Here is a 25130-nt window from a genome sequence, read left to right on the forward strand (position 1 = left end):
ATGATTTACGTCATACTTAAATGAACCGCCGTATACCGATCGGTACGTACGGTGGTGTGAGAGGTCGGGGGTTAGTCACCCCCTCCTACTCGATTCCATTTTCTCCGCCTTTTTCTTCACGGTAAAATTCATGAAACATCTTCATCAATGCCCGTTTTTCAATTCGAGACACATAGCTTCTGGAAATACCCAGCTCTTTCGCTATTTCCCTTTGTGTTTTTTCATCATCCTGATTTAATCCGAAACGGGCAATAATCACTTCCTGCTCGCGTTCATCGAGCACCCGCAGAAACTTCAGCACTTTCTTTAATTCCATCGACAAAAGAATATGGTCGAGCACATCATCATCTTCAGATTTTAAAATATCCAATAGGTTAATTTCGTTGCCTTCTTTGTCTTGACCGATCGGATCTTGAAGCGAGACGTTTTTTTTCGTTTTCTTTAACGCCCGGAGATGCATGAGGATCTCGTTCTCGATACAACGAGCCGCATAAGTTGCAAGTTTCGTTCCTTTTCCTCCTGAATAGCTTTCAATCCCTTTAATTAACCCAATCGTGCCGATCGAAATCAAATCTTCAGGATCTTCACCCGTGTTTTCAAATTTTTTGACGATATGAGCAACGAGGCGAAGGTTGTGCTCAATTAACTTGTTTCTAGCTTCTTCATCACCAGCCGACATTCGTTCTAAGTACATTTTCTCGTCACTAGCTGACAAAGGCTGTGGAAACGCATTGTTTTTTACGTAGGAAACGAAGAAAAACAAGTCTTTCGCTACATAAGACAGCGCAGTAAGGATTCCGAACATACAAGGCCCTCCTTTTTAATGTAACAGCCATTTTCACAAGTGTATGTTTGAAGTTCCTCATATTTGCCTGTCCTTGTCAGAAAGCTTGAGTTTCCCGAAATAAACAGAAAGCATCCATTTCTTATCCTAGCTTTAAAGAACAAATGTTTATTATAATAAAGAAAAAAGGAGTGAAACAAAATGAAATGGCAAGAAGCAAGAGAACTGTTCCCAGACCAGTTTCTATTAGTTTCTATTCTCGATTACCATATTGAGGAAGATAAGAAAATTGTCGATGAAGTTGCTCCTATTCGGCCAGTAACGGATGATGAGGCAAACAAAGAGTTTTTTCGCGCTAAAGAAGGAACGTGTGTGTACCATACTTCCAATGAACAATTTATTATTCACTTGAGGAAAGATCCTTTAATAAGAGTGAGACGCATGCAATGAAAATTTCATATGATGGACAACTGCTTACTACAGAACTGACAGTGACCTATCGAGGACAAACGGTTACCATTTCCGATATCATTATTGATACTGGATCCTCTCATACAATTATTTCTCCGGATATATTAGAAGGTATAGGGGTCATATACGAAAATGGTGATCCTATTTATGAGGCCTATGGTATTGGGGGCTCTATGCCGTTTTACACAAAGGTAATGGATGAAGTAAAGATCGACATGTTCACTGTTGAAAATTTCGAGGTCGATGTAGGAGTGCTTCCCAAAGAACATAATGGATTATTGGGTTTAGATCTTCTCAAAGAGCATGGTTTTATCATTGACTTAGCTAAATTGGAATTGTATCGCTAAATGGATAATAACCTTGAAAAAGAAACTCTTCCATTCGAGTCAAAATACTTATAGCAGCTATGATGAGGACGCAACTGGCTATTGATAAAGATTTACTAACATGATGATATGATTCCCTATGCTTGTCCTCCTTCGCAACCCTCACAAAATTCTTCACTTGCTTCTTTCCGAACATATGCGGCCCTCCTTTTGAATGTAACAGCCATTTTCACAAGTGTATGTAAGAACTTCCTAATATTTGCCTGTCCTGTTCAGAAAGCTTCACTTTCCCGAAATAAACAGAAATACACCCGCGAAGCCTGAGCCTCACGGGTGTAATCGATCAAGTTAAAATTTCTTTAAAGTAAACGGGCTGACCATTAATAAAGCCAAAGTCATGGTAATAATCATGAATGAGTGCACTGGTAAGAATGAAAGACCTAAATAGCTCAGCGTTAATAAACATCCAGCGGCTGTTATTGGAAGCCCTTGGAAATACCCGTTGTTTTCAGTAATATTGAAGCGAGCCAGTCTAAATGCTCCGCAGCCAATATAAAATACAGTGAAGAAAGCGCCAGGAAAACCAAATTGATGTAAGACCGTACTGTATAATAAAAGGGCAGGTGCGACGCCGAATGAGATCACATCACACATCGAGTCCAGCTGCTTTCCAAGCTCAGATTCAATGTTCATTTTTCTCGCGACCATTCCATCGAATCGGTCAGCAAGAGCCGCTACGAAAATTAATAACAATCCTAAATTATATTGGGCATTTAAAGTCATTACTATAGAAAATCCGCCTAAAGCTAAATTGCCTAGCGTAAGGACGTTAGCTGTCTGCGCTTTAACTTTCTTTACTGTTGAATCTAATACATGAGAAATAAACAAATTCTCACTCTCCTCGAATTTAGCAGGAAATCTGCTTATGATTTATTATATAATAATATTTTAACAATAATTAATTATACCATAAATTTGATGGGATAATTTACTTTTTTGGGGGTTTGTCTGTGCGCGAGCAATTATATCAATGTTTAATTGAATTAACAAATAAAAAATGGTCGTCAAAATTACTGCAACATTATACGGGTTCTTCCATCAGCAAGCCGATGATTCGGCGGTTTATGAAATTCTATCAGATCAATGAAAAGGAAATGGAGCATTCAGCAGATGATTATCAAACCCTCCATGACTTTTTTATGAGAACTCTGCATAGTGAGGCGCGCACGATTGATAAAGGGGATCTTCATGTGACGAGTCCCGTTGATGCAATGCTTGCTGACTCGGGAGTCATTGAGCCTGATTCAGTTATTACTGTAAAGGGGAAGCCTTATTCAGTGGAAGAAATGCTTGGAGATAAATCAAAGGCGGCATTTTATACGGGCGGTCATTACATGGTTCTGTATTTAAGCCCGGCCCATTACCACCGCATTCATAGTCCGGCAGATGGAACAGTAGTGGATCGATGGACGCTAGGCAAACATTCGTATCCAGTCAACCGTATAGGGCTTGCTTATGGTAAAGCGCCGCTCGCCAAAAATTATCGTGATATAACGGAGCTTCAGCATAGCAAGGCCAAGATGGCGATTGTTAAAGTCGGGGCAATGTTTGTCAATTCAATTGAGCGCACACATGAGAACCCTGTATGGAAGCAAGGAGAAGAAGTGGCCTACTTTAACTTCGGATCGACGGTCGTTATGCTCTTTGAACCTGATACATTTGTACAGGACAACCAGTATTCCGTGCCATGCGAGGTAAAGGTAGGTCAAAAATTGGGCATATTAAAGGAAGGCAACGTGTAAAGAATAGGGAGAAAAAGAAAACACCTGCCGAAGCAGGTGTGATTAAGAAGAAATCTTCACCTGGTTAGTCAAGGCGCGTTTTCTTAATTCGTTTTCTATTAAAAGGATAAATTCTGGGTTCAGGTTAAGTTTTTTTGCTTTTGAGTAAGACTCTAATAATAATTCATCGGAAATATAGTTCATTTTTTATTCACCTCACAAAATTTTGGTTCTAATCCGAAGGTGTTACACATAAGTTAGTAAGTTGTTTACCTGTGTTGTACCCAACTTTACCAAATATAAACAAGAAGAACAAGTGTTCCTTTATCCACAGGGACTGGTGGATAAATTGTGGGTGAACTGTGATTAAATAGGAAAAAACGGGAAAATACACAATGTATAATGTGTATAATTTTATCCACATGAAAAAAATGGCCTAGTATTTGTCGAAAAATAATTTTTTTCTTTAATAAATGAAAGAAATTTGATATCTTATGTTAGGCTTTGTAACAGTGTTCAAAATTAGATATCATAGAAAAGGAATGTTTTTATAAATTGAGGTGTAAGCGGTGCTAAAATTATTTCTGCCTAATCAGCAAGTAAAAAGTATATATGAGGTTCGTCCTGAAGATCTGCTGGCAAGAGGGGTAAAAGCGATTATTACCGATCTTGACAATACGCTGGTAGCTTGGGATCAGCCGGACGCCACTCCGCAGCTGTTAGAGTGGTTCAAAGTGATGAGAAGTCATGGAATCAAGGTGTTAATTGTCTCTAATAACAAAGAAAAAAGGGTTTCAAGCTTTTCAACGCCTGTTGATATCCCCTACATTTTTGAAGCGAGAAAACCGATGGGCAAAGCGTTTCGAAAAGCGATCAAGCTATTAAATGTACGGAAAGAAGAGACGGTTGTGATCGGTGACCAGCTCTTGACGGATGTATTCGGCGGTAACCGCGGCGGGTTCTATACCATTTTAGTCATACCTGTTGCGCAGACGGACGGCTTTTGGACAAGAATTAACCGTCGAATTGAACGAAGATTAATGGATTTCTTTAAACGAAAAGGTTTAATTGAGTGGGAGGAACGTAAACAGTGAGTGAAGACAAAATCGTTTGTACAGGCTGCGGCGTCGATATTCAGACAGAAGATCCTAGCGGGCTAGGCTATGCCCCGCCGTCTGCATTAGAAAAAGAGGTCATTATTTGCCAGCGCTGTTTTCGGCTAAAGAACTATAATGAAGTGCAGGATGTGCCGTTAACAGATGATGACTTTCTAAAAATATTAAATACACTTGGTGAAACGGACAGCTTAATTGTAAAAATTGTAGACATCTTTGATTTTAACGGCAGCTGGCTGCCGGGGCTTCACCGCTTTGTCGGAAAGAATCCAATTTTGTTAATCGGCAATAAAGTGGACTTGCTTCCTAAATCCGTTAAGCCTAATAAATTAATTAATTGGATGAAGCATGAAGCGAAAGAGCTAGGTATGAAACCAGTGGATGTCATGCTTGTGAGCGCGGCTAAAGGACGTTCTATTCAAGAAGCGGCGGAGGCCATTGATTATTATCGTAATGGAAAAAACGTCTATGTAGTAGGCTGTACCAATGTAGGGAAATCTACATTCATTAACCGCATTATTAAAGAAGTGACCGGTGAAGGCGACGTTATTACCACTTCTCACTTCCCGGGGACGACACTTGATATGATCGAGATCCCACTAGATGATGGTCACTACCTTATTGACACGCCTGGAATTATCAATCATCATCAAATGGCTCACTTTGTTGATAAAAGAGACTTGAAATATATTACGCCGAAAAAAGAGATCAAACCAAAAGTGTTTCAGCTGAATGAGGAACAGACATTGTTCTTTGGCGGGCTGGCACGATTTGATTATATTTCAGGGGGGCGCCGTGCATTCGCATGCCACTTGTCAAATGAGCTGAATATTCATCGCACAAAGCTTGAAAAAGCGGAGGAGCTGTATGAGAAGCATGCAGGAGAAATGCTCACTCCGCCACGACCAGAGCAAATGGGGGAGTTTCCTGAACTGGTTCGTCATGAATTTATGATTAAAGAAGGAAAAACGGATGTCGTCTTTTCTGGATTAGGATGGGTAACAGTGAACGAACCGGGAGCAAAGGTAGCAGCGTATGTTCCTAAAGGCGTCAGCGTGTTTTTAAGAAAGTCTTTAATTTAAGCAGGTGAAAATATGAAGAAAATATTCGGTGTCATCGGCGATCCGATTGGCCACTCTATGTCTCCCGCCATGCACAATGATGCTTTCGAGAGGATTGGCATGGATGCAAGTTATCTCCCGTTCCACGTAACGAAAGAAAACTTAGCGGATGCGGTTAAGGGAATGAAAGCCATTGGTGTTCAAGGATTTAATGTGACCATTCCGCATAAAACAGAGATTATCCCTCTTCTTGATGAAGTAGATCCTCTTGCTTCCGTTATCGGGGCTGTGAACACGGTCGTGCGTGAGAAGGGGCGCTTTAAAGGGTATAACACGGATGGTTTAGGATATGTAAGGGCACTTAGAGAGTCTTTTCCCGGCAGCATAGAAGACCAGCGTGTGCTGATCATTGGTGCAGGTGGAGCGGCGAGAGGCATTTACTATACACTTGCTTCTGAAAAAGTGACTCAAATGGATGTGGCGAACCGGACAGTCGATAAAGCAAAACAGCTATCCGATGCTTGCCCTTATCCTGTAGACGGGGTAAGTCTGACACTTGAGGCAGCGGCTGCTCAGTTAGAGACCTACGATATTATTATTCAAACGACATCGATTGGAATGGCGCCTGCTATTGATCAGAAACCGATTTCTCTCGACCGGTTAAAGCAGGGAGCTTTTGTATCAGATATCATTTACAACCCTCTTCAAACCGAGCTTTTAAAAGAAGCAGAGGAGCGAAGAGCAGGCACTCAAAATGGAATTCAAATGTTTGTTCATCAGGGAGCCCTCGCTTTTGAAAAGTGGACGGGAGTATATCCTGATGTGAAGAGAATGGAAGAGCTTGTGCTCAAACAACTAGGAGGAAATTATGCTAACAGGTAAACAAAAAAGATTTTTACGTTCAGAGGCTCACCATTTAAGCCCGATTTTTCAAGTGGGCAAAGGCGGAGTCAACGACAATATGATTACACAAATTGCCGAGGCTTTAGAAGTGCGTGAATTAATTAAAGTCAGCATTCTGCAAAACTGTGAAGAAGATAAACATGACGTAGCTGAAGCGTTGTCAAAAGGGGCAAAAGCAGAGCTGGTTCAACTCATTGGCCATACAGTGGTATTGTATAAAGAATCTAGAGAAAATAAACAAATCACCCTGCCAAGATGAACAGAAAAGTCGGTATTTTAGGAGGAACATTCAATCCTCCTCATACAGGCCATCTCATCATAGCGAATGAAGTGCTATGTGCCCTTGCTTTAGATGAAGTCCGGTTTATGCCCAACCATACTCCCCCGCATAAAGAAATGGCGAAGGGGGTATCCAATGAGGATCGTGTCCGAATGATTGAAGCGGCCATTCAAGGCCATCCTCATTTTTCGGTGGAAACGATTGAGCTGCAAAGGGAAGGCAGCTCATACACCTATGATACAATTCGGCTGTTGAAAGAACAGGAGCCTGAAACAGATTTTTACTTTATAATTGGAGGAGACATGATTGACTATCTGCCGAAGTGGCACAAGATAGAGGAGTTAATCGAGATCGTCACCTTTATTGGAGTAAGGCGGCCTGGTTATTTAGCTGAATCAAGCTATCCGCTCACGATGGTAGATATTCCTGAAATCAATTTATCCTCGACCATCATCAGAAAGCGGGCAGCAACAGGTGAGACTCTTCGCTATTTGCTTCCAGACGGTGTGATTGATTATATAAAGGAGAATCAGTTATATGGATCGAGAGCAAGCTTTAAAGATAGTGAAGGAACAGATCACTGATCATCGGTATGTTCATACGCTTGGTGTCGTGGAAACGGCGGTTTGGCTTGCAGAGAAATACGGAGCGGACGTGAAGAAAGCGGAATTAGCAGCGATCTTTCATGACTATGCCAAGTTTCGGCCAAAACAAGAAATGGCGAAAATCATTAAAGAACAGCAAATGGATCCGCGTCTTTTAAGCTTTCATTCTGAACTATGGCATGCCCCGGTTGGTGCTTATTTAGTGAGAAAAGAAGCAGGAATTGAAGATGAGGAAGTACTGGATGCCATCCGTTTTCACACATCAGGCAGAACAGGCATGACACTTCTTGAACAAGTGGTCTATTTAGCGGATTATATTGAGCCTGGCCGCCATTTTCCTGGAGTAGATGAAGTGAGGCAGATGGCTGAAGAAGATGGTTTGCAAGCAGCTGTCATTCAAGCGGTGAAGAATACAATTCATTTTTTAATGAAAAAGAATCAGCCGATCTTTCCAGATACGTTTGATACGTACAACGATTTAGTTACTAATAAGGAGGAACAACATTAATGTCTCAACCAGAATTTTTACGAAGCATTGTAGAAGCAGCTGATGATAAAAAAGCTGAACAGATTGTCGTTTTGAATATGGAAGGAATTTCCTTAGTGGCTGATTATTTTATGATCTGTCACGGAAACTCTGATAAACAAGTCCAAGCGATTGCCCGTGAAGTGAAAAGCAAAGGGGAAGAGCTTGGCTATACTGTCAGACGTATGGAAGGCTTTGACGAGGCGCGCTGGGTCCTGATTGATTTAGGAGACGTAGTAGCTCACATCTTCCACCGTGACGAGCGTGTGTATTATAACCTTGAACGCCTGTGGGGAGATGCTCCGACGGTTGACGTAGAGGGCGAACTTCTTTCATGACCTACCAGCGCTTTGCTTCTGTCTATGACATATTAATGCAAGATGTTCCGTATGACGAGTGGCTGAACTTTTTCATGCGCCATGCAGAAGGTTTAGAAGGAAAGCGTGTCCTTGACGTCGGTTGTGGCACAGGTGAATTTACAGTTCGCCTGGCAGAAGCCCAATGGGACGTAACGGGAATTGACTTGTCTGATGATATGCTTATGATTGCGCAAATGAAAGCATCTGACAAAGGATTGACTTTGCCTCTTTTTCAGCAGGATATGCGAGAGATGGAAGGGCTCGGGGAATTTGATGCTGTGACGATCTTTTGTGATTCTCTCAACTATTTGGCGAGCGAAGAGGATGTAGTAAAGACATTTCATAAAGTATATGATCATTTAAAACCGGGTGGACTCTTTATGTTTGATGTCCATTCTCAATATAAAATGAACCATATTTTTAAAGATGGCACATTTACCTCAGCCGATGAAGAGGTATCTTATATTTGGAATTGTTTTGAAGGAGAAGAACCGGACAGTGTGGAGCATGAGCTGACGTTCTTTGCTTTTGAAGAAACAGCAGGATTATATGAGCGGTTTGATGAAGTTCATTGTCAGCGCACGTTTTCTGAAGGAGCCTATCAGAGCTTGCTGAAAGCGACTGGTTTTGAACTGCTGCAGGTAAGCGCAGATTTTACAGATCAGCCGAGTGAAGAGACAAGCGAGCGAATTTTCTTTGTTGCTCGAAAATAATAGTAAAAGACTGACTCGCAAAATAGTGACGAGTCAGTCTTTTTTTAGTGCATTAAAAAATTTAGCTGATTAATTTATAAATGAAAAAGGATTTCTGATCTTCATGCCGAATCTTTAATAAATCCCGAATTGAGCAGAGGTTTCCAGTTTGTCTTCCGCAAATTTTTCATGGGTCGCTTTAAATAGGTTTTCAAACATATCTCCGGTTTGTTTCTCCAGTACTTCAATTCCTTTTCCGGTTACGCCGCCTTTGACACATACTTTCTCTTCCAATTCTGCCAGTGAATATTCACCCTTCTTAAACAATTCACCAAGACCGATCAGCATATACTCCGCTAGTTTTTCTGCCGTTTGCTTATCCATGCCGGTTGTTGCGGCGCCTTCAATGAATTGCCGCGTCAAGTAGCTCATAAAAGCAGGTCCGCAGCTGACAATATCAGAAGCGGCTCGCGTGACGTCTTCTGTGATCTCCACCGGGTAACCGCTAAACTTCATCATACAATCCATAATGACCTTTCTCCAATCGGATGAACAGCTATCTCCAAACGTGTACAGAACAGCACCAGACATAGCCTTATTCGTGATGCTTGGAATCATGCGGGCGCAGGAACATGACAAAACAGACTCTAGCTGAGCTGCGCTGACGGGACTTGTGATGGATACAGCACATTTCTCCTTGGTAAATTCCTCTTTCACTGTGTCTAAAAGCGGAAAGATATCGTGAGGTTTTACACAAATGAAAATAAGGTCACAGCTTCGCACCAGTTCCGCTAATTGATCACAAACCGTAATGTCAGGGTGTTTGTTTTGAATACGGAGTGCCTTTTCTTTCGTTCGGTTGATCACGGAAATATCAGAAGCGGCGATCGCACCTGAGTCTATCAGTGCATTGACTAAGATTTCCCCCATGTTGCCCGTTCCAATCATACCAGCCTTCATGAACATTTCTCCTTTCAATTATAACTCTTACAATGTATGAAAAAAATGAGTGATTATGCAAACGAGGTGAGCTTAATGGATGTGAAAGAGTATATAAAAAAATATAAAACATGGGCGGCGACTGGTGCGGCTGCTTGTCTTTTCGGCTTATACCAGCTATCGGAAGAGGACACGGCGACTGATTCTCCGATAGCGATCGAAGCTCCGGCTGTGACGGAGACAACAGAAGAGGAACCGGCAGAGGCTGAACCTTCACAAGAGCCGGCAGAGGCTGAACCTTCACAAGAGCCGGCAGTACTAATGATTGATGTGAAGGGGGCAGTGGCTGTGCCAGGAATATATACGTTAAAAAGCGGAGAAAGAGTCAATGATGCCATTGCGAAGGCAGGAGGTTTTCATCAGGAAGCGGATACAAAAAGCATTAATCTCGCTCAGAAGTTAGCGGATGAAATGGTGATTTATATTCCCAAATTGGGCGAAGAGCCATCTCCAATTGCGTTAGCGCCGCCTGCAATGACACCGGCAGCCGGCTCAGAGGCTGCAAGTCCAGGCGGCAGCGGAGAATCAATGATTAATATTAATACAGCGACGCTCGATCAGCTGCAAGAGCTGCCAGGGATCGGTGAATCGAAAGCGCAGGCCATCATTGATTTTCGGGAAACATCAGGGGCATTTACCAAACCTGAGGACTTAAAGAACGTTTCTGGCATCGGAGACAAAACCTATGAGAAGCTGCAGCCTAAAGTATCAGTTCATTAAAAACTATTTGACGTCCGTCTCATGCTCTCGCTAAACTAAAAGAATAAATAAGGCATAAAGCGCCTCAACAACAAAGAGAGAGAGTGAGACTGATGAGCAGAAAAAGCTGGGACGAATATTTTTTAGATATCGCGGATGTAGTAGCTACACGTTCGACATGCAATAGACTCCATGTCGGATGTGTCATTGTGAAAGAGAAACATATTGTTTCCACTGGTTACAACGGCTCGATTCATGGACATGAGCATTGTCATGAAGAAGGCTGCTTGCTTTCAGATGAGAAGAGATGCATCAGGTGCCTGCACGCAGAATTAAATGCGGTATTGCATGCGGATCGGGAGAAGCTGAAGGAGGCAACCGCTTATGTCACACATGAACCTTGTGAAAATTGTGCGAAAACACTTGCTCAAGCGGGAATCGCAAGAATTGTTTACCGGCATGCTTATCCGAATAAATGGAACAAGCATTTCTTAAAAGATATAGAGGTGGTCAATTTACCTTAAAAAGGAGGCACTATGCGCGGACAATTCATCTACATAGCTATCTTTGCTTTAGGCGCTCTTGTCTGGCAGCTCCCGGTTCCAAATGGCCTTCGTTATTTAATGGCGGCGGCCATGGCTATTTTCATCCTGCGTCTTAAAAGGAATGTGCTGCAAAATGCGGTCGTCTGCTTCATTGTATTTTCAGCCATTGGCTATCTTCAGACCGAGCGGCATCACTCTTCGTTCAGCGGAGAAGAAACAGAATGGGAGGTGACGTTTTCAGAAGAAATAGCGGTAGATGGTGATCTTTTGAAGGCGACCGTTTCTGCAGCTAATGGGGAGAAGCTTCGCTTACTCTACCGTCTTGCTTCACTAGATGAAGCGAAGGTGCTGCAGTCTGTTCTATTGCCAGGACTCACGTGTCAATTAGCTGGAGAATTAACCGAGCCTAAATCAGCGCGTAATAGGAATGGATTCGACTATAAAGACTTTTTATCCGCCAATCAAATCTACTGGCTGCTTGAAGTGAAACAGCTGCGGCTCTCCTCATGTCATCAAAATACTTCCTCCCTAATCACGAAAATACAAGTCTGGCGCATAGCTGCTTTAGCCCACATTCATGAGACCTTTCCTGCGAACTTGGAAGCGGCAGCAGCCGCCCTGTTATTTGGGGATCGGTCACTGCTCGATGAAGAATTAACAGCTGTCTATCAGCGCTTAGGCATCATCCATCTGCTTGCGATATCCGGACTTCATGTTGGTCTGATCACAGCTTTCGTTTATTATTGTCTGATCCGGTTCGGTGTTACGAAAGAGAATGCACAGCATATTTTGCTTTTATCGCTTCCTGTCTATACGGTATTTGCCGGAGCGTCTCCGCCGGTCATCCGAGCTGTGCTAATGTCGGTATTCGTCCTCTTAGCAGCAAAGTATGGGAAGAAGATCAGTCCGCTTGATGCTTTAAGTGTCAGTTTTCTGCTTGTGTCCGCCATAAACCCCTATCTCATTTTTCAAGCTGGTTTTCAGCTGTCCTACACGGTGAGCTTCTCACTTCTCCTTTCTTCCTCCATTCTTCAGTATTACACCGGTTTTCTATCAAAGATGTTTGCTGTAACGGTTATTTCACAGCTGGCGAGCCTGCCGATCATTATGTATCACTTTTTCGAAATCTCCGTGATTTCCCTCGCTGCTAACTTGTTTTTTGTTCCTTTTTATTCGTTTGCTGTACTGCCTTTTATGCTTGTCGTTTTCTGTCTTAGTTATTTTATTCCATTAGTAGGACAGCTGCTTCTTCCGCTTGGGTGGCTGCTTGAAACAGTAAATGGTGCAGCGTTTCAGGCAAGCCAATGGCCGTTTGCTGTATTTGTCACCGGCAGACCGTCCATTCCTCTCCTAACCGTTCTCATCATTTGCTGTATAATCGGCTTTTGGCATTGGGAAAATAAAAAAAATATCCGTTCCATCCTTGCTGGGAGCGCCGCTTGTTTATTAAGTCTGCAGCTGTGGAACACGCACTCGTTTAAAGGAGAGGTGTCTTTTATTGATGTTGGGCAAGGAGAGGCGATTTTCATTCAGCTACCGTACGGGAAAGGCACCTATCTAATCGATACCGGCGGACTTCTCCCTTTTCAAAAAGAAGGATGGCAACAGACTAAACGCACATTTACGATTGGAAAGGATGTTCTTCTGCCTTATTTTAAAAGCAGAGGAATTACAGAAATTGATAAACTCATCTTAACGCACAGTGATTATGATCATATCGGCGCAGCGTCAGAGCTCGTGGAAGGATTGAAGATTAAGCAAATGATTATTAGTCCGGGTTCAGAATCTAAAGCTGTGATGAAGGAAACGATCCTGGCTGCAGCTACTAAGAAAATTCCTGTCGTTTACGGCAAAAAAGGAGAGTATTGGCAAGCAGGAGATGCTAGGTTTCAATTTCTCGCCCCTGATGACGAACAGTACGAAGGCAATAATGATTCACTGGTGTTATATGCAAATATTGGAGGAAAGAAGTGGCTGTTTACAGGAGATATGGAGGCGGAAGGAGAAATTGAATTAGCCTCAAGGTTTAAGCTAGAAACGGATGTATTAAAAGTTGGCCATCATGGCAGTAAATCGTCTACTACAGATGATCTTATTGAAATGACTGAGCCGCAAACCGCCATCATTTCTGCGGGCAGAAAAAATCGTTATGGCCATCCTCATCCAGAAGTGATCAGCCGTTTAACTCGAAACCGCATTCAAATCTACCGCACAGACGAGAATGGGGAAATCACCTACACTTTTCGTAATGAACAAGGCACATTTTCGACGGTCTTTCCGTAAGATAGAGTAAACAGCAGAATGGCTTATAAAGTAAATGTGGAAGAGAAGAACATAAAGAAAGAAGCCCGCACAGTTAGGCGGACTTCTTTCTTCAATTGTTATCCAATTAACTTGATAACAGTAGCGATAATAAACATAGTGGCAAAAAAGCCAAAAGATACTACAAATCCAACGCCAGAGTCTACTGCGTCATTACGTTTTGATTGTACGCTCTTTTCAAATTCGTTCACGACTACCCCTCCTATTTCCCTTTAAGTATAGACAATTCATATAAAAAAATCCATAGGTCAAAATGTAATTTCCTTTCCTGACAGGAGTTGACACCAATAAAATTCACAATTCCGGTAAAAATATGACTACCATGATCACCGCCGGCAAATCTGCTTACCGGGGCAGGGTTGAGGGCGTTTATATAGATCTCAAGGGAAAACTTTTTTCAGTTTTCCCTTGTCAAATGGATCAAGCTTTTCTAACATTAGTACTACTAATGAAAAATGGAGAGAAAGCCTTGATAAATATATGGAAAGAAATAGAAAGAAAACAATTTTCACCTCTTTATTTGCTTAGTGGAACAGAAGCTTTTTTACTGAACGAAACGAAGCAAAAGCTGCTCCAGCATGCATTGACAGAAGAAGAACTGGATTTTAACTTTTCATCGTATGATCTAGAAGAAACGCCCATTGAACTAGCTTTAGAAGAAGCAGAAACCTTCCCGTTTATGGGGGAGAGAAAGCTTGTATTTCTACATAACCCGGTGTTTTTAACATCTGAGCGCACGAAGGAGAAAGTAGAACATAATGTGAAGAAGCTGGAACAGTATATCGAAGATCCTGCTCCATATACCATTCTTGTGTTTGTGGCTCCTTATGAAAAGCTGGATGAGAGAAAGAAATTGACGAAGCTTTTGAAGAAGACCGCGGTCTTAGCAGAAGCAAAAAAATTAGGCGAGAAGGATTTAAAGGTGTGGATCCGGGACCGTGCATCAGCTAATCAGGTGCAGATTGATGAAGATGCGATCGACAGGCTGCTAGCGATGGCGGGCACAGACTTAATGATGCTGACGTCAGAAATTGATAAGCTGTCTTTATATGCACAGGATCAAGAGCGGATTACGATTGAAATGGTGGAGAGGCTGACGGCTCGGTCTCTAGAACAGGATATTTTTTCGCTGGTAGATAAAGTAGTCTCACGAAAGATGGATGAGGCTTTTAGAATTTATTACGATTTGCTGAAAATGAACGAAGAACCGATCAAGATTTTAGCGGTCATAGCCAATCAGTTCCGGCTCATTTATCAGGTGAAGGAATTGTCGCGAAGAGGATACGGCCAGCAGCAAGTGGCCGGGTTTATAAAAGCTCATCCATATCGAGTAAAGCTTGCAGCCGGTCAAGCCAGAAATTTTTCTGATGAACAATTGGCACTCATTATGGGACTGTTAGCAGAGAGTGATCTGCAAATGAAGACAGGAGCCATGTCTAAAACGATGATCATAGAGATGTTTTTGTTTAAATTGCAAAATAAAATAGTTTAGCCAAAATAGCAGCTGCCTTTATAGGTCAGCTGCTGTTTTCACGTAATAAAAAAACCGAACCCAAAGGGCTCGGCTTTTTTATTACGCGTTTAATTTTTTCATTAAACGAGCTTTTGTGCGGCTCGCGTTGTTTTTGTGGATTAAACCTTTAGCTGCAGCTTTGTCAAGGTTGCTGATTGCATCAGAAAGAAGCGCTTTTGCGTTTTCTTCGTTGTTAGCTGCTGCAGTTTCGTATTTTTTAACTGCTGTACGCATAGCAGATTTAACTTGAGTGTTGCGAGCTGTGCGAACTTCTGCAGTTTTTGTACGTTTGATAGCAGATTTAATATTTGGCATTCCGGTCACCTCCTAAAACGATCGAGATTCTATTGTGACTCGATTTTCACTTTTCTTTTCAATAAGAACAAAGGTTATTTTATCAAATGGAAGATCAGAATGCAATACTTACCTTTTGATTTTGTGTCAAGGAATGAACTTTTACACAGTGGGGCAAACTGAAAGGTAAAGATAACTTTAATGGGAGTGTTTGATATGCCTGAAAATGAAGCGATTGACCTTAGCAAGTATCAAGTGAGAACAGATTTGGCGGTTGAAGCAAAAGGGCTGGCAGAAGAAAAACAAACGGATAAAAAAGCGATTCCGGGCGTGCGTACAGAAGAGCGCACTGAAAATGGAATTACCATCACTTCAGTCATTATTGATCAAGAAGCAGAAGAGGTTCTAGGGAAAAAAGCCGGGCGGTATTTAACGATTGAATCGCAAGGGATACGCAATCATGATACAAATCACCAGCATGAAGTGGAAAAGGTACTGGCTAAAGAGCTGGCTGAATTTATCAAGGCTGCTGGCATCCAGAAAGACGCAAGCTGTTTAGTCGTAGGGCTTGGAAACAGGCAAGTGACGCCTGATGCTCTAGGTCCGTTAGTATGTCAGCATGTAATGGTCACAAGGCATTTATTTGAATTGCAGCCGGAGCATGTGGAGGAAGGGTATCGTCCTGTCAGTTCTCTCGTCCCTGGCGTGATGGGCATGACTGGAATTGAGACGGGAGATATCGTCTTTGGCGTAGTGGGAAAGTCGAAGCCGGACTTTCTCATTGTCATTGACGCGTTGGCTTCAAGGTCGATAGAGCGGGTTAATGCTACTGTTCAAATTTCTGATACCGGCATTCATCCAGGTGCAGGTGTAGGTAATAAGCGAAAAGAAATCAGTGAAAAGACACTCGGTATACCTGTCATAGCCATCGGTGTTCCTACGGTTGTCGATGCTGTGTCTATTACGAGCGACACTATTGACTTTATTTTGAAGCATATGGGCAAAGAGATTCGTGAGGGAGGCCGGCCGTCACGGGCGTTATCACCAGCTGGGCTTGTTTTTGGCGAGAGAACGAAACTGACAGAAGAGGATCTTCCAGATGAAGGGAAGCGTCAGACGTTCCTAGGCATGATCGGCGTACTTGAAGAAGAAGAAAAACGGCAGCTGATTCGAGAAGTGCTCGCACCGCTTGGGCATAATTTAATGGTGACGCCAAAAGAAGTAGATTTATTTATGCAAGATACAGCAAATCTATTGGCCAACAGTTTAAATGCGGCTCTTCATACCTCGATCGATCAAGATAACACGGGTTTTTACACAAAGTAGAAAATAATTAAATAATGGTTCTGCTTTTTTGCACGGAGTCATACGTATAGTACAAGACTTCTGCAGAAAGGGTGGAGCAATGAGAGGGCAACAATCACACCAGCTATTTTCAATCAATCTGTCAACGATCGTAAAAGGGATACTAGTCGTAACCATATCTCTCCTTTCACTTTTTTCTATTGCGGGTTTGCTGACTTCGCTGACCTATAATTACAGGATTTCTTCTCATTCGGTTAATCAAGCAGCTGAACAAGTGACTGGAAAAGCTCTTTATCAATTGTATTCAATGGAGAATAAATTGTATTCACAGCAGGCGCCTGAAGAGGCCAAGCTTCCTTCTCTAAGTGAAATGGCCTTTCGTTATGCAACGAATGTTCGCTACGGGGATCCGCGCAGTTTTCTTGGAAGAGAAGTTCCTGGCTTTTCTATTTTCGATGGAAAGATTTTAGTGGCAGGGGAAGGCACAGATTATACGAATATGCCAATTGAGTCTGAACCGCCAGCTGGCGTGTTAGATGGAGGGAAAGAGGCCGCTGTCAAAAACACAGAGTCGCTTCCTATAGAAGACCCAGTCAAACAGCCTCCCGCATTAACGACGGACGGCAAGAAAAGGGTGTTTGTGTACTTTACACATAACCGTGAAGCGTACTTGCCGCACCTGGAGGGAGTGACTTCAGCAGATGCAGCTCATCATTCCTCTATGAATGTATCCAAGGTAGGGGAAATGCTTCAATCCCACCTTCATGACCGGGGAATCGGCACGGAAATCGACCGCACAGACATCGTGGCCAAGCTGAATCAGTCCGGTCAATCTTATAGTCATTCCTATCAAGCTTCACGATCGGTAGTCGCTGCGGCGCAATCCAATAAAAAAGAACTGCAATACTTTATTGATATCCATCGTGATTCTTTGCGAAAAAAGGTGACAACGGCTACGATTGGCGGTAAAAGCTACGCAAAAATTGTTTTTGTCGTTGGTGGGGAGCATGCGAATTACGAAAAAAATGCAAAATTAGCAGCTGATTTGCACAAATTATTTGAAAAAAAATATAAGGGACTTTCACGGGGCGTTATTTTGAAAAAAGGCAAGAATACGAACGGAAAGTTCAATCAAGATCTATCGGATAAGGCAATGCTGGTGGAATTTGGCGGAGTGGACAATACATTTGAAGAACTCAATCGCACATCTGCCGCATTTGCGGACGTATTTTCCGAGTATTATTGGCAAGCAGAAGCGGTACAGGGCGCTCCTGCTGCTAAGTAGCGAGGTAGCATGATGAAAAAATTATTGATAAACACATATGTATTCGTATCCATTTTATTTATTGGCATTCTCATTGGCCATTTTCACGGAGACTCCACAGATGAAAATCATATGATCGTACCAGAAATGGCTGTCGAAGTAGAAGACTTAGCTGCTTTTCAAGCTTCTGGTTCCGATGCGAGAGCAGATTTAGAAAGTAAACAGGAACAAATGTCAGAGCAGGAGTCGTTTAATGTATTCTCATCTGCTGGCCGTTCAATAGCCGATACAGTTACTGTAGTAACAGCATTTTTCTTTCACGAATAATAAGAGGTGCCAAAGCTCTTTCGTCCTATTTAGCTGCTGGACGGAGGAGCTTTTTAGCTATTATTTATCTTCATAGAAACAGGAAGCGGCTTAGGAAAGATGGACTGTCATTGTCAATTATAGGACTGGCTGATATAATCGAATAATAGCATACATGTGTCCATTAACAGGAGTGAAGCAGAGAATGAATCATGAAGAACGTAGACAAAGACAAAGCCGAATAAGAAATTTTTCCATTATCGCTCATATAGATCATGGGAAATCAACATTAGCTGATCGAATTTTAGAGAAAACAAAAGCCTTAACGGCACGAGAAATGAAAAGTCAGCTGCTTGATTCCATGGACCTTGAACGGGAGCGCGGAATTACCATCAAATTGAATGCAGTGCAGTTAAAATATACAGCTAAAGATGGCGAAGAATATATTTTCCATTTAATCGACACACCGGGACATGTCGATTTTACGTATGAGGTATCAAGAAGTCTTGCGGCATGTGAAGGGGCCATTCTTGTCGTCGATGCGGCACAGGGAATTGAAGCTCAAACGCTAGCCAATGTTTATCTTGCCTTAGACAATAACTTGGAAATCATGCCTGTCATTAACAAAATCGACCTGCCTGCAGCAGAACCGGAACGCGTACGTCAAGAAGTAGAAGATGTCATCGGATTAGACGCTTCAGAAGCAGTGCTTGCTTCAGCCAAAGCGGGCATTGGCATTGAAGAAATCTTAGAGCAAGTCGTTGAGAAGGTGCCTGCACCAACTGGCGACCCTGAAGCTCCATTAAAGGCGCTGATTTTTGACTCAGTGTATGATCCTTACCGCGGCGTTGTTGCCTACATCCGTATCGTTGACGGATCGGTAAAGGTTGGCGATAAAATCAGAATGATGGCAACGGGCAAAGAATTTGATGTAACAGAAGTTGGTGTGTTCACACCAAAAGCCACTGCACTTGAGGAATTAACAGTCGGAGACGTTGGCTTTTTAGCAGCGGCTATTAAAAATGTCGGCGATACTCGTGTAGGTGATACGATCACACTTGCTAATAATCAGGCGACGGAAGCACTGCCAGGTTATCGTAAATTAAATCCGATGGTGTATTGCGGACTTTACCCAATCGATTCTTCTAAATTTAATGATTTAAGAGATGCACTTGAGAAACTGGAATTAAACGATTCTGCTCTTCAATATGAGCCAGAGACGTCTCAAGCGCTTGGATTTGGTTTCCGCTGCGGCTTCCTTGGCTTATTGCATATGGAAATTATTCAAGAGCGTATTGAGCGGGAATTTAAAATTGATCTCATCACAACAGCGCCAAGCGTTATTTACAATGTCCATTTAACAGACGGCACTTCGCTAAGTGTAGATAATCCATCTAATATGCCGGATCCGCAGAAGATTGATCACGTGGAAGAGCCTTACGTAAAAGCTACCATCATGGTGCCGAATGAATATGTCGGGGCAGTGATGGAGCTTGCTCAGGCAAAGCGCGGCATTTTCATTGATATGCAGTATATGGATGACATTCGTGTAAACGTCGTCTATGAAATTCCGCTGTCAGAAATCGTGTATGATTTCTTTGATCAGCTGAAGTCAAACACGAAAGGCTATGCTTCATTTGATTATGAATTGATCGGCTACAAGAATTCTAAGCTTGTGAAGATGGATATCTTATTAAATGGAGATAAGGTCGATGCCCTCAGCTTTATCGTTCACCGCGACTTCGCGTACGAACGCGGCAAAGTAATTGTTGAAAAACTGAAGGAATTGATTCCAAGACAGCAATTTGAAGTGCCGGTTCAAGCGGCGATCGGTCAAAAAATTGTTGCACGTTCGACCATTAAGTCAATGGGTAAAAACGTATTGGCGAAATGTTACGGCGGAGATATCTCCCGTAAGCGTAAATTGTTAGAGAAACAAAAAGAAGGTAAAAAGCGGATGAAGCAAGTTGGTTCAGTTGAAGTTCCGCAAGAAGCCTTCATGGCCGTTCTTAAAATGGACGAGCCGAATAAGTAAGAATTTGAGAGGAAGGGAAAGCATACAGGCTGACCCTTTTTCTCGTTATTTCATCATTTAGAGGAGTTTTATACATGACGCGTTCAGCTTATATCCACATTCCTTTTTGCCAGCAAATATGCCATTACTGCGATTTCAATAAAGTATTTTTAAAAAATCAGCCGGTCGATGGCTATTTGAATGCATTAGCTGACGAAATGAAATTAACGCTTGAAAAGTATCCTGCAGAGAAGTTAGATACTATTTTTGTCGGAGGCGGCACACCTACGGCTTTAAATGCCGAACAGCTAGAAAAACTGTGCGGAAGCATTCGTTCCTATTTGCCTTTTGAACAGGGGGAATTCACTTTTGAAGCGAACCCTGGCGATTTGACGAAGGATAAATTAAAGGTGCTTAAAGAATACGGCGTAAATCGTTTAAGTCTTGGTGTTCAAACATTTAATGATGATCTCCTGCGTTCGATTGGCCGTACGCATACCCGTGCGGACGTTTTATCAACAATTAAACTGGCACAAGCGGAGGGCTTTGAAAATATCAGCATCGACTTGATCTATGCGCTCCCTAATCAAACGCTGGAAGATTTCCGAGAGACATTAGACGAGGCGTTAGCTCTTGGTTTGCCTCATTATTCAGGGTATTCTCTCATCATTGAACCAAAGACGGTTTTTTATAACTTGATGAGAAAAGACCGTCTGCCACTCCCAAAAGTGGAGACAGAAGCTCACATGTACGAATTATTAATGGAGAAAATGAGTGATTACGGTTTGAGGCAATACGAGATCAGTAATTTTGCAAAACCAGGTTATGAAAGCCTTCATAATCTTGTGTATTGGGATAATGAATCCTATTACGGGTTTGGCGCAGGGGCTCACTCTTATACTGATGGTGTAAGAAGATCCAATCATGGACCGCTGAAAAAATATATGGAACCGATTGAACAGGGGCGGCTCCCTTATATTACGGAAAGCACGCTGACAAAAGCAGAAATGATGGAAGAAGAAATGTTTCTCGGCTTAAGAAAAATGCGGGGAGTTTCTGCGGCTGGATTTGAAAAGAAATATGACCTGCCTCTATTTGAATTATTTAAAGAACCGATTGCGGGCATGTCTTCTCGCGGATTGCTAAAGGTAGAAGATGGTGAATGGCTGCAGTTAACAGAAGCGGGGAAGTTGTTAGGAAACGAAGTTTTTCAAGCGTTTTTACTTTCTATAGAGAATTAGTGAGAAGTATGATGAATTTTATGAGCGCGTCCGTTGACAATAAGAGTTGATTTTGATAATTTATTTATAGATTTAGCACTCATTCTATGAGAGTGCTAACAGAGGTGATGAATGTTGTTAACAGATCGTCAACTTTTTATATTACAAGTCATTATTGATGATTTCATTCAGTCTGCTCAGCCAGTAGGGTCTCGCAGTTTATCTAAAAAAGAGGAAATCACCTTCAGCTCAGCCACGATCAGAAATGAAATGGCTGATTTAGAAGAGATGGGTTTCATTGAAAAAACTCATACGTCTTCGGGGCGTATTCCTTCTGAAAAAGGGTATCGATACTACGTAGATAACCTGCTGCATCCTAAACAGCTGGATCATACAGAAGTGGAAACAATTCATTCTATCTTTTCTGACCGCATCTATGAAATGGAGAAAGTTGTTCAAAAATCGGCTAAGATCTTATCGGACCTTACCAGTTACACCGCGATTGTCTTAGGTCCAGGCATTAAAGAGAATAAGGTTAGAAAATTGCAGATTGTTCCGCTCGGCAGAGATACGGCCATTGCGATTATTGTAACCGATACAGGTCATGTCGAAAACAGAACGTTTACACTTCCGCCGCAAGTTGATGCTTCAGATATTGAAAAAATGGTAAATATCTTAAATGAGCGCTTAGTGGGTGTTCCGCTTTCAGAACTTCATACCAAATTATATAAAGAAGTGGTAACACTCATGCGTCAGCATATGAATAACTACGATGTGATGCTCAATATGTTTGCCAATGCGCTCGATTTGTCTCCTAATGAAAAGCTATTCTTTGGCGGCAAAACGAATATGCTGAACCAGCCTGAATTTCACGATATTGAGAAAGTCCGTTTAGTGATGGATATGATCGAACAAGAAAAAGGCATCTATCAATTAATTCGAGACATTCCAATGGGAATTCAAGTGAAAATCGGCAAAGAAAATCAAGAACTGGCAATGGAGCATTGCAGCTTAATCACAGCTTCCTATGCAATTGGAGAAGAACAAGTGGGTACGATAGCCATTTTAGGGCCAACGCGAATGGAATATTCACGTGTGATCAGCTTAGTGGACTTTTTAAGTCATGATATGACAAAGGCGCTGACTGATTTATATAGAAGTTAATAGGGCATCAATAATAATGAAAAAGAGGAGGAGTTGGCGCTTTTGGCCAATTTCTGGACTCTTTGTGCCTGTTAGATTCATTTTAAGGAGGTGAAATCAATGGCAGAAAAGAATCAACAAGACATTCAAGAAGATGCAATGATGAATGAAGAACAACCATTGACAGAAGAAGGGACAGAAGCTGCCGATGTAGAATCGGTATCATCCGACGCAGAAGAGAACGCAGCCGATCCAGCTTCTGAAAAAATAAATGAATTAGAACAAAAGCTCGCTGAATCAGAAAATCGCTATTTGCGTCTTCGTGCAGATTTCGATAACTTACGCAGACGTACACAAATCGAAAAAGAAGCAAGCGAGAAGTATCGCGCACAAAGCTTAATCGCTGAACTTCTTCCGTTAGTCGACAATTTTGATCGAGCGTTAAAAATTGAAGCGACAAACGAACAAACTCAGTCGCTGCTGCAAGGAATGGAAATGGTATATAAAGGCATTATCGCTGCGCTTGAGAAAGAAGGCGTCAAAGCAATTGAAGCGGTAGGCAGCGAGTTTGATCCGAATTTCCATCAAGCAGTTATGACGGATAGTGTAGAGGGCTATGAATCCAATGTTGTGGTCGAAGAATTCCAAAAAGGCTTTATGCTGAAAGACCGCGTTATTCGTCCGTCTATGGTGAAAGTTAATCAATAACATTACATATTATTCAGGAGGTTTTTTGCAATGAGCAAAATTATTGGTATCGATTTAGGTACAACTAACTCATGTGTGTCGGTTCTTGAAGGCGGAGAACCAAAAGTTATTCCAAATCCAGAAGGAAACCGCACAACGCCATCAGTTGTTGCATTTAAAAATGATGAGCGTCAAGTAGGGGAAGTAGCGAAGCGTCAAGCGATCACAAACCCGAACACAATCATTTCCATCAAACGTCATATGGGTACGAACCATAAAGAAGTCATCGACGGCAAAGAATATTCTCCACAAGAACTTTCTGCGATGATTCTTCAATACCTTAAATCATATGCAGAAGACTATTTAGGTGAAAAAGTAGAAAAAGCAGTTATTACGGTTCCTGCGTACTTTAATGATGCAGAGCGCCAAGCAACGAAAGACGCTGGTAAAATCGCTGGTCTTGAAGTTGAGCGTATTATCAATGAACCGACAGCGGCAGCTCTTGCTTACGGTTTAGATAAAATGGATGAAGATCAAACGATTCTTGTTTATGACCTTGGCGGCGGCACGTTCGACGTATCTATTCTTGAACTTGGCGACGGTGTTTTTGAAGTTCGCTCTACAGCCGGTGACAACCGTCTAGGCGGAGATGACTTTGACCAAGTGATCATCGACCACTTAGTACAAGAGTTCAAAAAAGAAAACGGCATTGATCTTGCAAAAGATAAAATGGCGATGCAGCGTTTAAAAGATGCGGCTGAAAAAGCGAAGAAAGATTTGTCAGGCGTAACGTCTACACAAATCTCCCTTCCATTTATCACAGCTGGAGACGCAGGTCCTCTTCACTTAGAATTAACACTAAGCCGTGCGAAATTCGAAGAGCTGTCTGCTGACTTAGTTGAGCGTACAATGGGACCAACTCGTCAAGCGCTTCAAGATGCAGGACTTCAAGCTTCTGAACTTGATAAAGTTATCTTAGTTGGCGGTTCTACACGTATTCCAGCAGTTCAAGAAGCAATCAAAAAAGCGACAGGCAAAGACCCGCATAAAGGTGTAAACCCTGATGAAGTAGTAGCAATGGGTGCAGCGATTCAAGGTGGAGTTCTGACTGGAGATGTCAAAGACGTTGTTCTTCTTGACGTCACTCCTCTATCTCTTGGAATTGAAACAATGGGCGGTGTATTCACGAAATTAATCGACCGCAATACAACGATTCCAACATCTAAATCACAAGTGTTCTCAACAGCTGCAGATAACCAGACAGCAGTTGATATCCATGTGCTTCAAGGGGAAAGACCGATGGCTTCTGCCAACAAAACACTTGGCCGTTTCCAATTAGCGGACATTCCTCCAGCACCACGCGGCGTGCCGCAAGTAGAAGTAACATTTGATATCGATAAAAACGGTATCGTAAACGTAAGTGCGAAAGATTTAGGCACTGGCAAAGAGCAAAACATCACAATTAAATCTTCTTCAGGTCTATCTGACGATGAAATCGACCGCATGGTAAAAGAAGCGGAAGAAAATGCAGAAGCAGACCAAAAGCTGAAAGAAGAAATTGAACTGAAAAACGAAGCAGATCAATTAATCTTCACAACAGAAAAAACACTGAAAGACCTTGAAGGCAAAGTGGAAGAAGAAGAGGTGAAAAAAGCTGAAGAAGCGAAGGATGCGCTGAAAGAAGCGGTTGAAAAGAATGATCTTGAAGCGATCCGCACGAAGAAAGATGAACTGCAGGAAATCGTTCAAGCGATGTCTATGAAGCTGTATGAAGAAGCAGCGAAACAAGCTCAGGCTCAAGAAGGCCAAGAGCAAGGACAAAAAGGCGATGACGATGTAGTCGATGCAGAATATGAAGAAGTAAAAGACGACAAATAATTGCAAGCTCAATAAAAAAATAGAAGTCAAAGTCAAGA

At 42.2% G+C, this 25130-nt stretch carries 29 protein-coding genes; 23 read left to right on the plus strand and 6 right to left on the minus strand.

The window, feature by feature from the left end; all coding sequences use genetic code 11:
* Nucleotides 1-85 precede the first annotated feature (85 nt).
* Nucleotides 86-805 (minus strand): RNA polymerase sporulation sigma factor SigK, encoded by a 720-nt coding sequence (gene sigK, locus JOC78_RS14300; protein WP_204557067.1) that lies wholly within the window; start codon nucleotides 803-805, stop codon nucleotides 86-88.
* A 180-nt stretch (nucleotides 806-985) separates the two neighbouring features.
* Here sigK and JOC78_RS14305 point away from each other — a divergent pair, with 180 nt between their 5' ends.
* Together JOC78_RS14305 and JOC78_RS14310 are read left to right on the plus strand one after the other, a co-directional pair.
* Nucleotides 986-1234, plus strand: coding sequence for a hypothetical protein (locus JOC78_RS14305; protein ID WP_204557069.1), 249 nt, complete (start codon nucleotides 986-988; stop codon nucleotides 1232-1234).
* Nucleotides 1231-1602, plus strand: a complete 372-nt coding sequence (locus tag JOC78_RS14310; RefSeq protein WP_204557070.1) for a retropepsin-like aspartic protease — start codon at nucleotides 1231-1233, stop codon at nucleotides 1600-1602. Before JOC78_RS14305 ends, JOC78_RS14310 begins: the two co-directional genes overlap by 4 nt.
* A 327-nt stretch (nucleotides 1603-1929) precedes the next feature.
* Here JOC78_RS14310 and pssA read toward each other — a convergent pair whose 3' ends face one another.
* Complete coding sequence (gene pssA / locus JOC78_RS14315; protein WP_204557071.1) at nucleotides 1930-2469, minus strand: CDP-diacylglycerol--serine O-phosphatidyltransferase; 540 nt, start codon at nucleotides 2467-2469, stop codon at nucleotides 1930-1932.
* A 122-nt stretch (nucleotides 2470-2591) separates the two neighbouring features.
* Here pssA and JOC78_RS14320 point away from each other — a divergent pair, with 122 nt between their 5' ends.
* On the plus strand, nucleotides 2592-3383 hold the full coding sequence (locus JOC78_RS14320) for a phosphatidylserine decarboxylase (RefSeq protein WP_204557072.1): 792 nt from the start codon (nucleotides 2592-2594) through the stop codon (nucleotides 3381-3383).
* Between the two features lie 42 nt (nucleotides 3384-3425).
* Here JOC78_RS14320 and sda read toward each other — a convergent pair whose 3' ends face one another.
* Nucleotides 3426-3566 carry a sporulation histidine kinase inhibitor Sda gene (gene sda / locus JOC78_RS14325; RefSeq protein ID WP_204557073.1) on the minus strand — a complete coding sequence of 47 codons (141 nt, stop codon included), beginning with the start codon at nucleotides 3564-3566 and terminating at the stop codon, nucleotides 3426-3428.
* Nucleotides 3567-3931: 365 nt separating this feature from the next.
* Here sda and JOC78_RS14330 point away from each other — a divergent pair, with 365 nt between their 5' ends.
* From JOC78_RS14330 to JOC78_RS14365, 8 genes are read left to right on the plus strand one after another with little or no spacing between them, the layout of a single operon-like run.
* Nucleotides 3932-4456, plus strand: a complete 525-nt coding sequence (locus JOC78_RS14330) for a YqeG family HAD IIIA-type phosphatase (RefSeq protein ID WP_204557074.1) — start codon at nucleotides 3932-3934, stop codon at nucleotides 4454-4456.
* A complete protein-coding gene (gene yqeH / locus JOC78_RS14335; protein WP_204557075.1) occupies nucleotides 4453-5559 on the plus strand; it encodes a ribosome biogenesis GTPase YqeH in 1107 nt (368 codons plus the stop codon). Before JOC78_RS14330 ends, yqeH begins: the two co-directional genes overlap by 4 nt.
* A gap of 12 nt (nucleotides 5560-5571) precedes the next feature.
* Nucleotides 5572-6420 carry a shikimate dehydrogenase gene (gene aroE / locus JOC78_RS14340; protein WP_204557077.1) on the plus strand — a complete coding sequence of 283 codons (849 nt, stop codon included), beginning with the start codon at nucleotides 5572-5574 and terminating at the stop codon, nucleotides 6418-6420.
* Nucleotides 6407-6700, plus strand: a complete 294-nt coding sequence (yhbY, locus tag JOC78_RS14345) for a ribosome assembly RNA-binding protein YhbY (RefSeq protein WP_204557080.1) — start codon at nucleotides 6407-6409, stop codon at nucleotides 6698-6700. The genes aroE and yhbY overlap by 14 nt, the downstream gene beginning before the upstream one ends.
* Nucleotides 6697-7305, plus strand: a complete 609-nt coding sequence (locus tag JOC78_RS14350; protein WP_204557081.1) for a nicotinate-nucleotide adenylyltransferase — start codon at nucleotides 6697-6699, stop codon at nucleotides 7303-7305. Before yhbY ends, JOC78_RS14350 begins: the two co-directional genes overlap by 4 nt.
* On the plus strand, nucleotides 7259-7834 hold the full coding sequence (gene yqeK, locus JOC78_RS14355; protein ID WP_204557082.1) for a bis(5'-nucleosyl)-tetraphosphatase (symmetrical) YqeK: 576 nt from the start codon (nucleotides 7259-7261) through the stop codon (nucleotides 7832-7834). Before JOC78_RS14350 ends, yqeK begins: the two co-directional genes overlap by 47 nt.
* The gene (rsfS, locus tag JOC78_RS14360) at nucleotides 7834-8190 is read left to right on the plus strand and encodes a ribosome silencing factor (protein ID WP_204557089.1); all 357 of its coding nucleotides are present in this window, start codon (nucleotides 7834-7836) and stop codon (nucleotides 8188-8190) included. The genes yqeK and rsfS overlap by 1 nt, the downstream gene beginning before the upstream one ends.
* Nucleotides 8187-8924, plus strand: coding sequence for a class I SAM-dependent DNA methyltransferase (locus JOC78_RS14365; RefSeq protein WP_204557091.1), 738 nt, complete (start codon nucleotides 8187-8189; stop codon nucleotides 8922-8924). Before rsfS ends, JOC78_RS14365 begins: the two co-directional genes overlap by 4 nt.
* A 114-nt stretch (nucleotides 8925-9038) precedes the next feature.
* On the opposite strand, the gene comER is transcribed toward JOC78_RS14365, so the two are convergent.
* Nucleotides 9039-9863 (minus strand): late competence protein ComER, encoded by an 825-nt coding sequence (comER, locus tag JOC78_RS14370; protein WP_204557093.1) that lies wholly within the window; start codon nucleotides 9861-9863, stop codon nucleotides 9039-9041.
* Nucleotides 9864-9938: 75 nt separating this feature from the next.
* On the opposite strand from comER, the gene JOC78_RS14375 reads away from it, so the two are divergent.
* From JOC78_RS14375 to JOC78_RS14385, 3 genes are all read left to right on the plus strand, one after another.
* Nucleotides 9939-10622 carry a helix-hairpin-helix domain-containing protein gene (locus JOC78_RS14375; RefSeq protein ID WP_204557095.1) on the plus strand — a complete coding sequence of 228 codons (684 nt, stop codon included), beginning with the start codon at nucleotides 9939-9941 and terminating at the stop codon, nucleotides 10620-10622.
* A gap of 92 nt (nucleotides 10623-10714) precedes the next feature.
* The gene (locus JOC78_RS14380; protein ID WP_204557097.1) at nucleotides 10715-11125 is read left to right on the plus strand and encodes a deoxycytidylate deaminase; all 411 of its coding nucleotides are present in this window, start codon (nucleotides 10715-10717) and stop codon (nucleotides 11123-11125) included.
* A 12-nt stretch (nucleotides 11126-11137) separates the two neighbouring features.
* Nucleotides 11138-13429, plus strand: coding sequence for a DNA internalization-related competence protein ComEC/Rec2 (locus JOC78_RS14385; RefSeq protein ID WP_204557099.1), 2292 nt, complete (start codon nucleotides 11138-11140; stop codon nucleotides 13427-13429).
* Nucleotides 13430-13527: 98 nt separating this feature from the next.
* On the opposite strand, the gene JOC78_RS14390 is transcribed toward JOC78_RS14385, so the two are convergent.
* The gene (locus tag JOC78_RS14390; RefSeq protein WP_204557100.1) at nucleotides 13528-13659 is read right to left on the minus strand and encodes a YqzM family protein; all 132 of its coding nucleotides are present in this window, start codon (nucleotides 13657-13659) and stop codon (nucleotides 13528-13530) included.
* Nucleotides 13660-13937: 278 nt separating this feature from the next.
* Between JOC78_RS14390 and holA the strand changes: the two genes are divergently transcribed.
* Nucleotides 13938-14960 carry a DNA polymerase III subunit delta gene (holA, locus tag JOC78_RS14395; RefSeq protein WP_420829946.1) on the plus strand — a complete coding sequence of 341 codons (1023 nt, stop codon included), beginning with the start codon at nucleotides 13938-13940 and terminating at the stop codon, nucleotides 14958-14960.
* A gap of 81 nt (nucleotides 14961-15041) precedes the next feature.
* On the opposite strand, the gene rpsT is transcribed toward holA, so the two are convergent.
* A complete protein-coding gene (gene rpsT / locus JOC78_RS14400; protein ID WP_204557102.1) occupies nucleotides 15042-15296 on the minus strand; it encodes a 30S ribosomal protein S20 in 255 nt (84 codons plus the stop codon).
* 195 nt (nucleotides 15297-15491) lie between these two features.
* Here rpsT and gpr point away from each other — a divergent pair, with 195 nt between their 5' ends.
* The 8 genes from gpr (at nucleotide 15492) to dnaK (ending at nucleotide 25092) form a co-directional block, all read left to right on the plus strand.
* Entirely contained in the window at nucleotides 15492-16601 is a 1110-nt protein-coding gene (gene gpr / locus JOC78_RS14405; RefSeq protein WP_204557103.1) for a GPR endopeptidase, read from the plus strand.
* A 79-nt stretch (nucleotides 16602-16680) separates the two neighbouring features.
* Nucleotides 16681-17865: a stage II sporulation protein P gene (gene spoIIP / locus JOC78_RS14410; protein ID WP_204557104.1), complete on the plus strand. Its 1185-nt coding sequence runs from the start codon at nucleotides 16681-16683 to the stop codon at nucleotides 17863-17865.
* Between the two features lie 12 nt (nucleotides 17866-17877).
* The gene (locus tag JOC78_RS14415) at nucleotides 17878-18171 is read left to right on the plus strand and encodes a DUF3679 domain-containing protein (RefSeq protein ID WP_204557106.1); all 294 of its coding nucleotides are present in this window, start codon (nucleotides 17878-17880) and stop codon (nucleotides 18169-18171) included.
* Nucleotides 18172-18355: 184 nt separating this feature from the next.
* On the plus strand, nucleotides 18356-20185 hold the full coding sequence (gene lepA, locus JOC78_RS14420; RefSeq protein WP_204557108.1) for a translation elongation factor 4: 1830 nt from the start codon (nucleotides 18356-18358) through the stop codon (nucleotides 20183-20185).
* Nucleotides 20186-20259: 74 nt separating this feature from the next.
* Nucleotides 20260-21405 carry a radical SAM family heme chaperone HemW gene (gene hemW / locus JOC78_RS14425; protein ID WP_204557110.1) on the plus strand — a complete coding sequence of 382 codons (1146 nt, stop codon included), beginning with the start codon at nucleotides 20260-20262 and terminating at the stop codon, nucleotides 21403-21405.
* Between the two features lie 114 nt (nucleotides 21406-21519).
* Nucleotides 21520-22548, plus strand: a complete 1029-nt coding sequence (hrcA, locus tag JOC78_RS14430; protein WP_204557249.1) for a heat-inducible transcriptional repressor HrcA — start codon at nucleotides 21520-21522, stop codon at nucleotides 22546-22548.
* 99 nt (nucleotides 22549-22647) lie between these two features.
* Entirely contained in the window at nucleotides 22648-23235 is a 588-nt protein-coding gene (gene grpE, locus JOC78_RS14435) for a nucleotide exchange factor GrpE (RefSeq protein WP_204557112.1), read from the plus strand.
* 30 nt (nucleotides 23236-23265) lie between these two features.
* Nucleotides 23266-25092 (plus strand): molecular chaperone DnaK, encoded by a 1827-nt coding sequence (gene dnaK / locus JOC78_RS14440; RefSeq protein ID WP_204557115.1) that lies wholly within the window; start codon nucleotides 23266-23268, stop codon nucleotides 25090-25092.
* Nucleotides 25093-25130 lie beyond the last annotated feature (38 nt).

This window comes from Bacillus ectoiniformans (genome assembly GCF_016908875.1).
Taxonomy (GTDB): Bacteria; Bacillota; Bacilli; order Bacillales; family Domibacillaceae; genus Bacillus_BX; species Bacillus_BX ectoiniformans.

Bases quoted from the DNA above. Each gene is read 5' to 3' on its own strand.
- sigK (WP_204557067.1), bottom strand. From the start codon at position 805: ATGTTCGGAATCCTTACTGCGCTGTCTTATGTAGCGAAAGACTTGTTT.
- JOC78_RS14305 (WP_204557069.1), top strand. From the start codon at position 986: ATGAAATGGCAAGAAGCAAGAGAACTGTTCCCAGACCAGTTTCTATTA.
- JOC78_RS14310 (WP_204557070.1), top strand. From the start codon at position 1,231: ATGAAAATTTCATATGATGGACAACTGCTTACTACAGAACTGACAGTG.
- sda (WP_204557073.1), bottom strand. From the start codon at position 3,566: ATGAACTATATTTCCGATGAATTATTATTAGAGTCTTACTCAAAAGCA.
- aroE (WP_204557077.1), top strand. From the start codon at position 5,572: ATGAAGAAAATATTCGGTGTCATCGGCGATCCGATTGGCCACTCTATG.
- yhbY (WP_204557080.1), top strand. From the start codon at position 6,407: ATGCTAACAGGTAAACAAAAAAGATTTTTACGTTCAGAGGCTCACCAT.
- JOC78_RS14350 (WP_204557081.1), top strand. From the start codon at position 6,697: ATGAACAGAAAAGTCGGTATTTTAGGAGGAACATTCAATCCTCCTCAT.
- yqeK (WP_204557082.1), top strand. From the start codon at position 7,259: ATGGATCGAGAGCAAGCTTTAAAGATAGTGAAGGAACAGATCACTGAT.
- rsfS (WP_204557089.1), top strand. From the start codon at position 7,834: ATGTCTCAACCAGAATTTTTACGAAGCATTGTAGAAGCAGCTGATGAT.
- JOC78_RS14365 (WP_204557091.1), top strand. From the start codon at position 8,187: ATGACCTACCAGCGCTTTGCTTCTGTCTATGACATATTAATGCAAGAT.
- comER (WP_204557093.1), bottom strand. From the start codon at position 9,863: ATGAAGGCTGGTATGATTGGAACGGGCAACATGGGGGAAATCTTAGTC.
- JOC78_RS14375 (WP_204557095.1), top strand. From the start codon at position 9,939: ATGGATGTGAAAGAGTATATAAAAAAATATAAAACATGGGCGGCGACT.
- JOC78_RS14380 (WP_204557097.1), top strand. From the start codon at position 10,715: ATGAGCAGAAAAAGCTGGGACGAATATTTTTTAGATATCGCGGATGTA.
- JOC78_RS14385 (WP_204557099.1), top strand. From the start codon at position 11,138: ATGCGCGGACAATTCATCTACATAGCTATCTTTGCTTTAGGCGCTCTT.
- rpsT (WP_204557102.1), bottom strand. From the start codon at position 15,296: ATGCCAAATATTAAATCTGCTATCAAACGTACAAAAACTGCAGAAGTT.
- gpr (WP_204557103.1), top strand. From the start codon at position 15,492: ATGCCTGAAAATGAAGCGATTGACCTTAGCAAGTATCAAGTGAGAACA.
- spoIIP (WP_204557104.1), top strand. From the start codon at position 16,681: ATGAGAGGGCAACAATCACACCAGCTATTTTCAATCAATCTGTCAACG.
- JOC78_RS14415 (WP_204557106.1), top strand. From the start codon at position 17,878: ATGAAAAAATTATTGATAAACACATATGTATTCGTATCCATTTTATTT.
- lepA (WP_204557108.1), top strand. From the start codon at position 18,356: ATGAATCATGAAGAACGTAGACAAAGACAAAGCCGAATAAGAAATTTT.
- hemW (WP_204557110.1), top strand. From the start codon at position 20,260: ATGACGCGTTCAGCTTATATCCACATTCCTTTTTGCCAGCAAATATGC.
- grpE (WP_204557112.1), top strand. From the start codon at position 22,648: ATGGCAGAAAAGAATCAACAAGACATTCAAGAAGATGCAATGATGAAT.
- dnaK (WP_204557115.1), top strand. From the start codon at position 23,266: ATGAGCAAAATTATTGGTATCGATTTAGGTACAACTAACTCATGTGTG.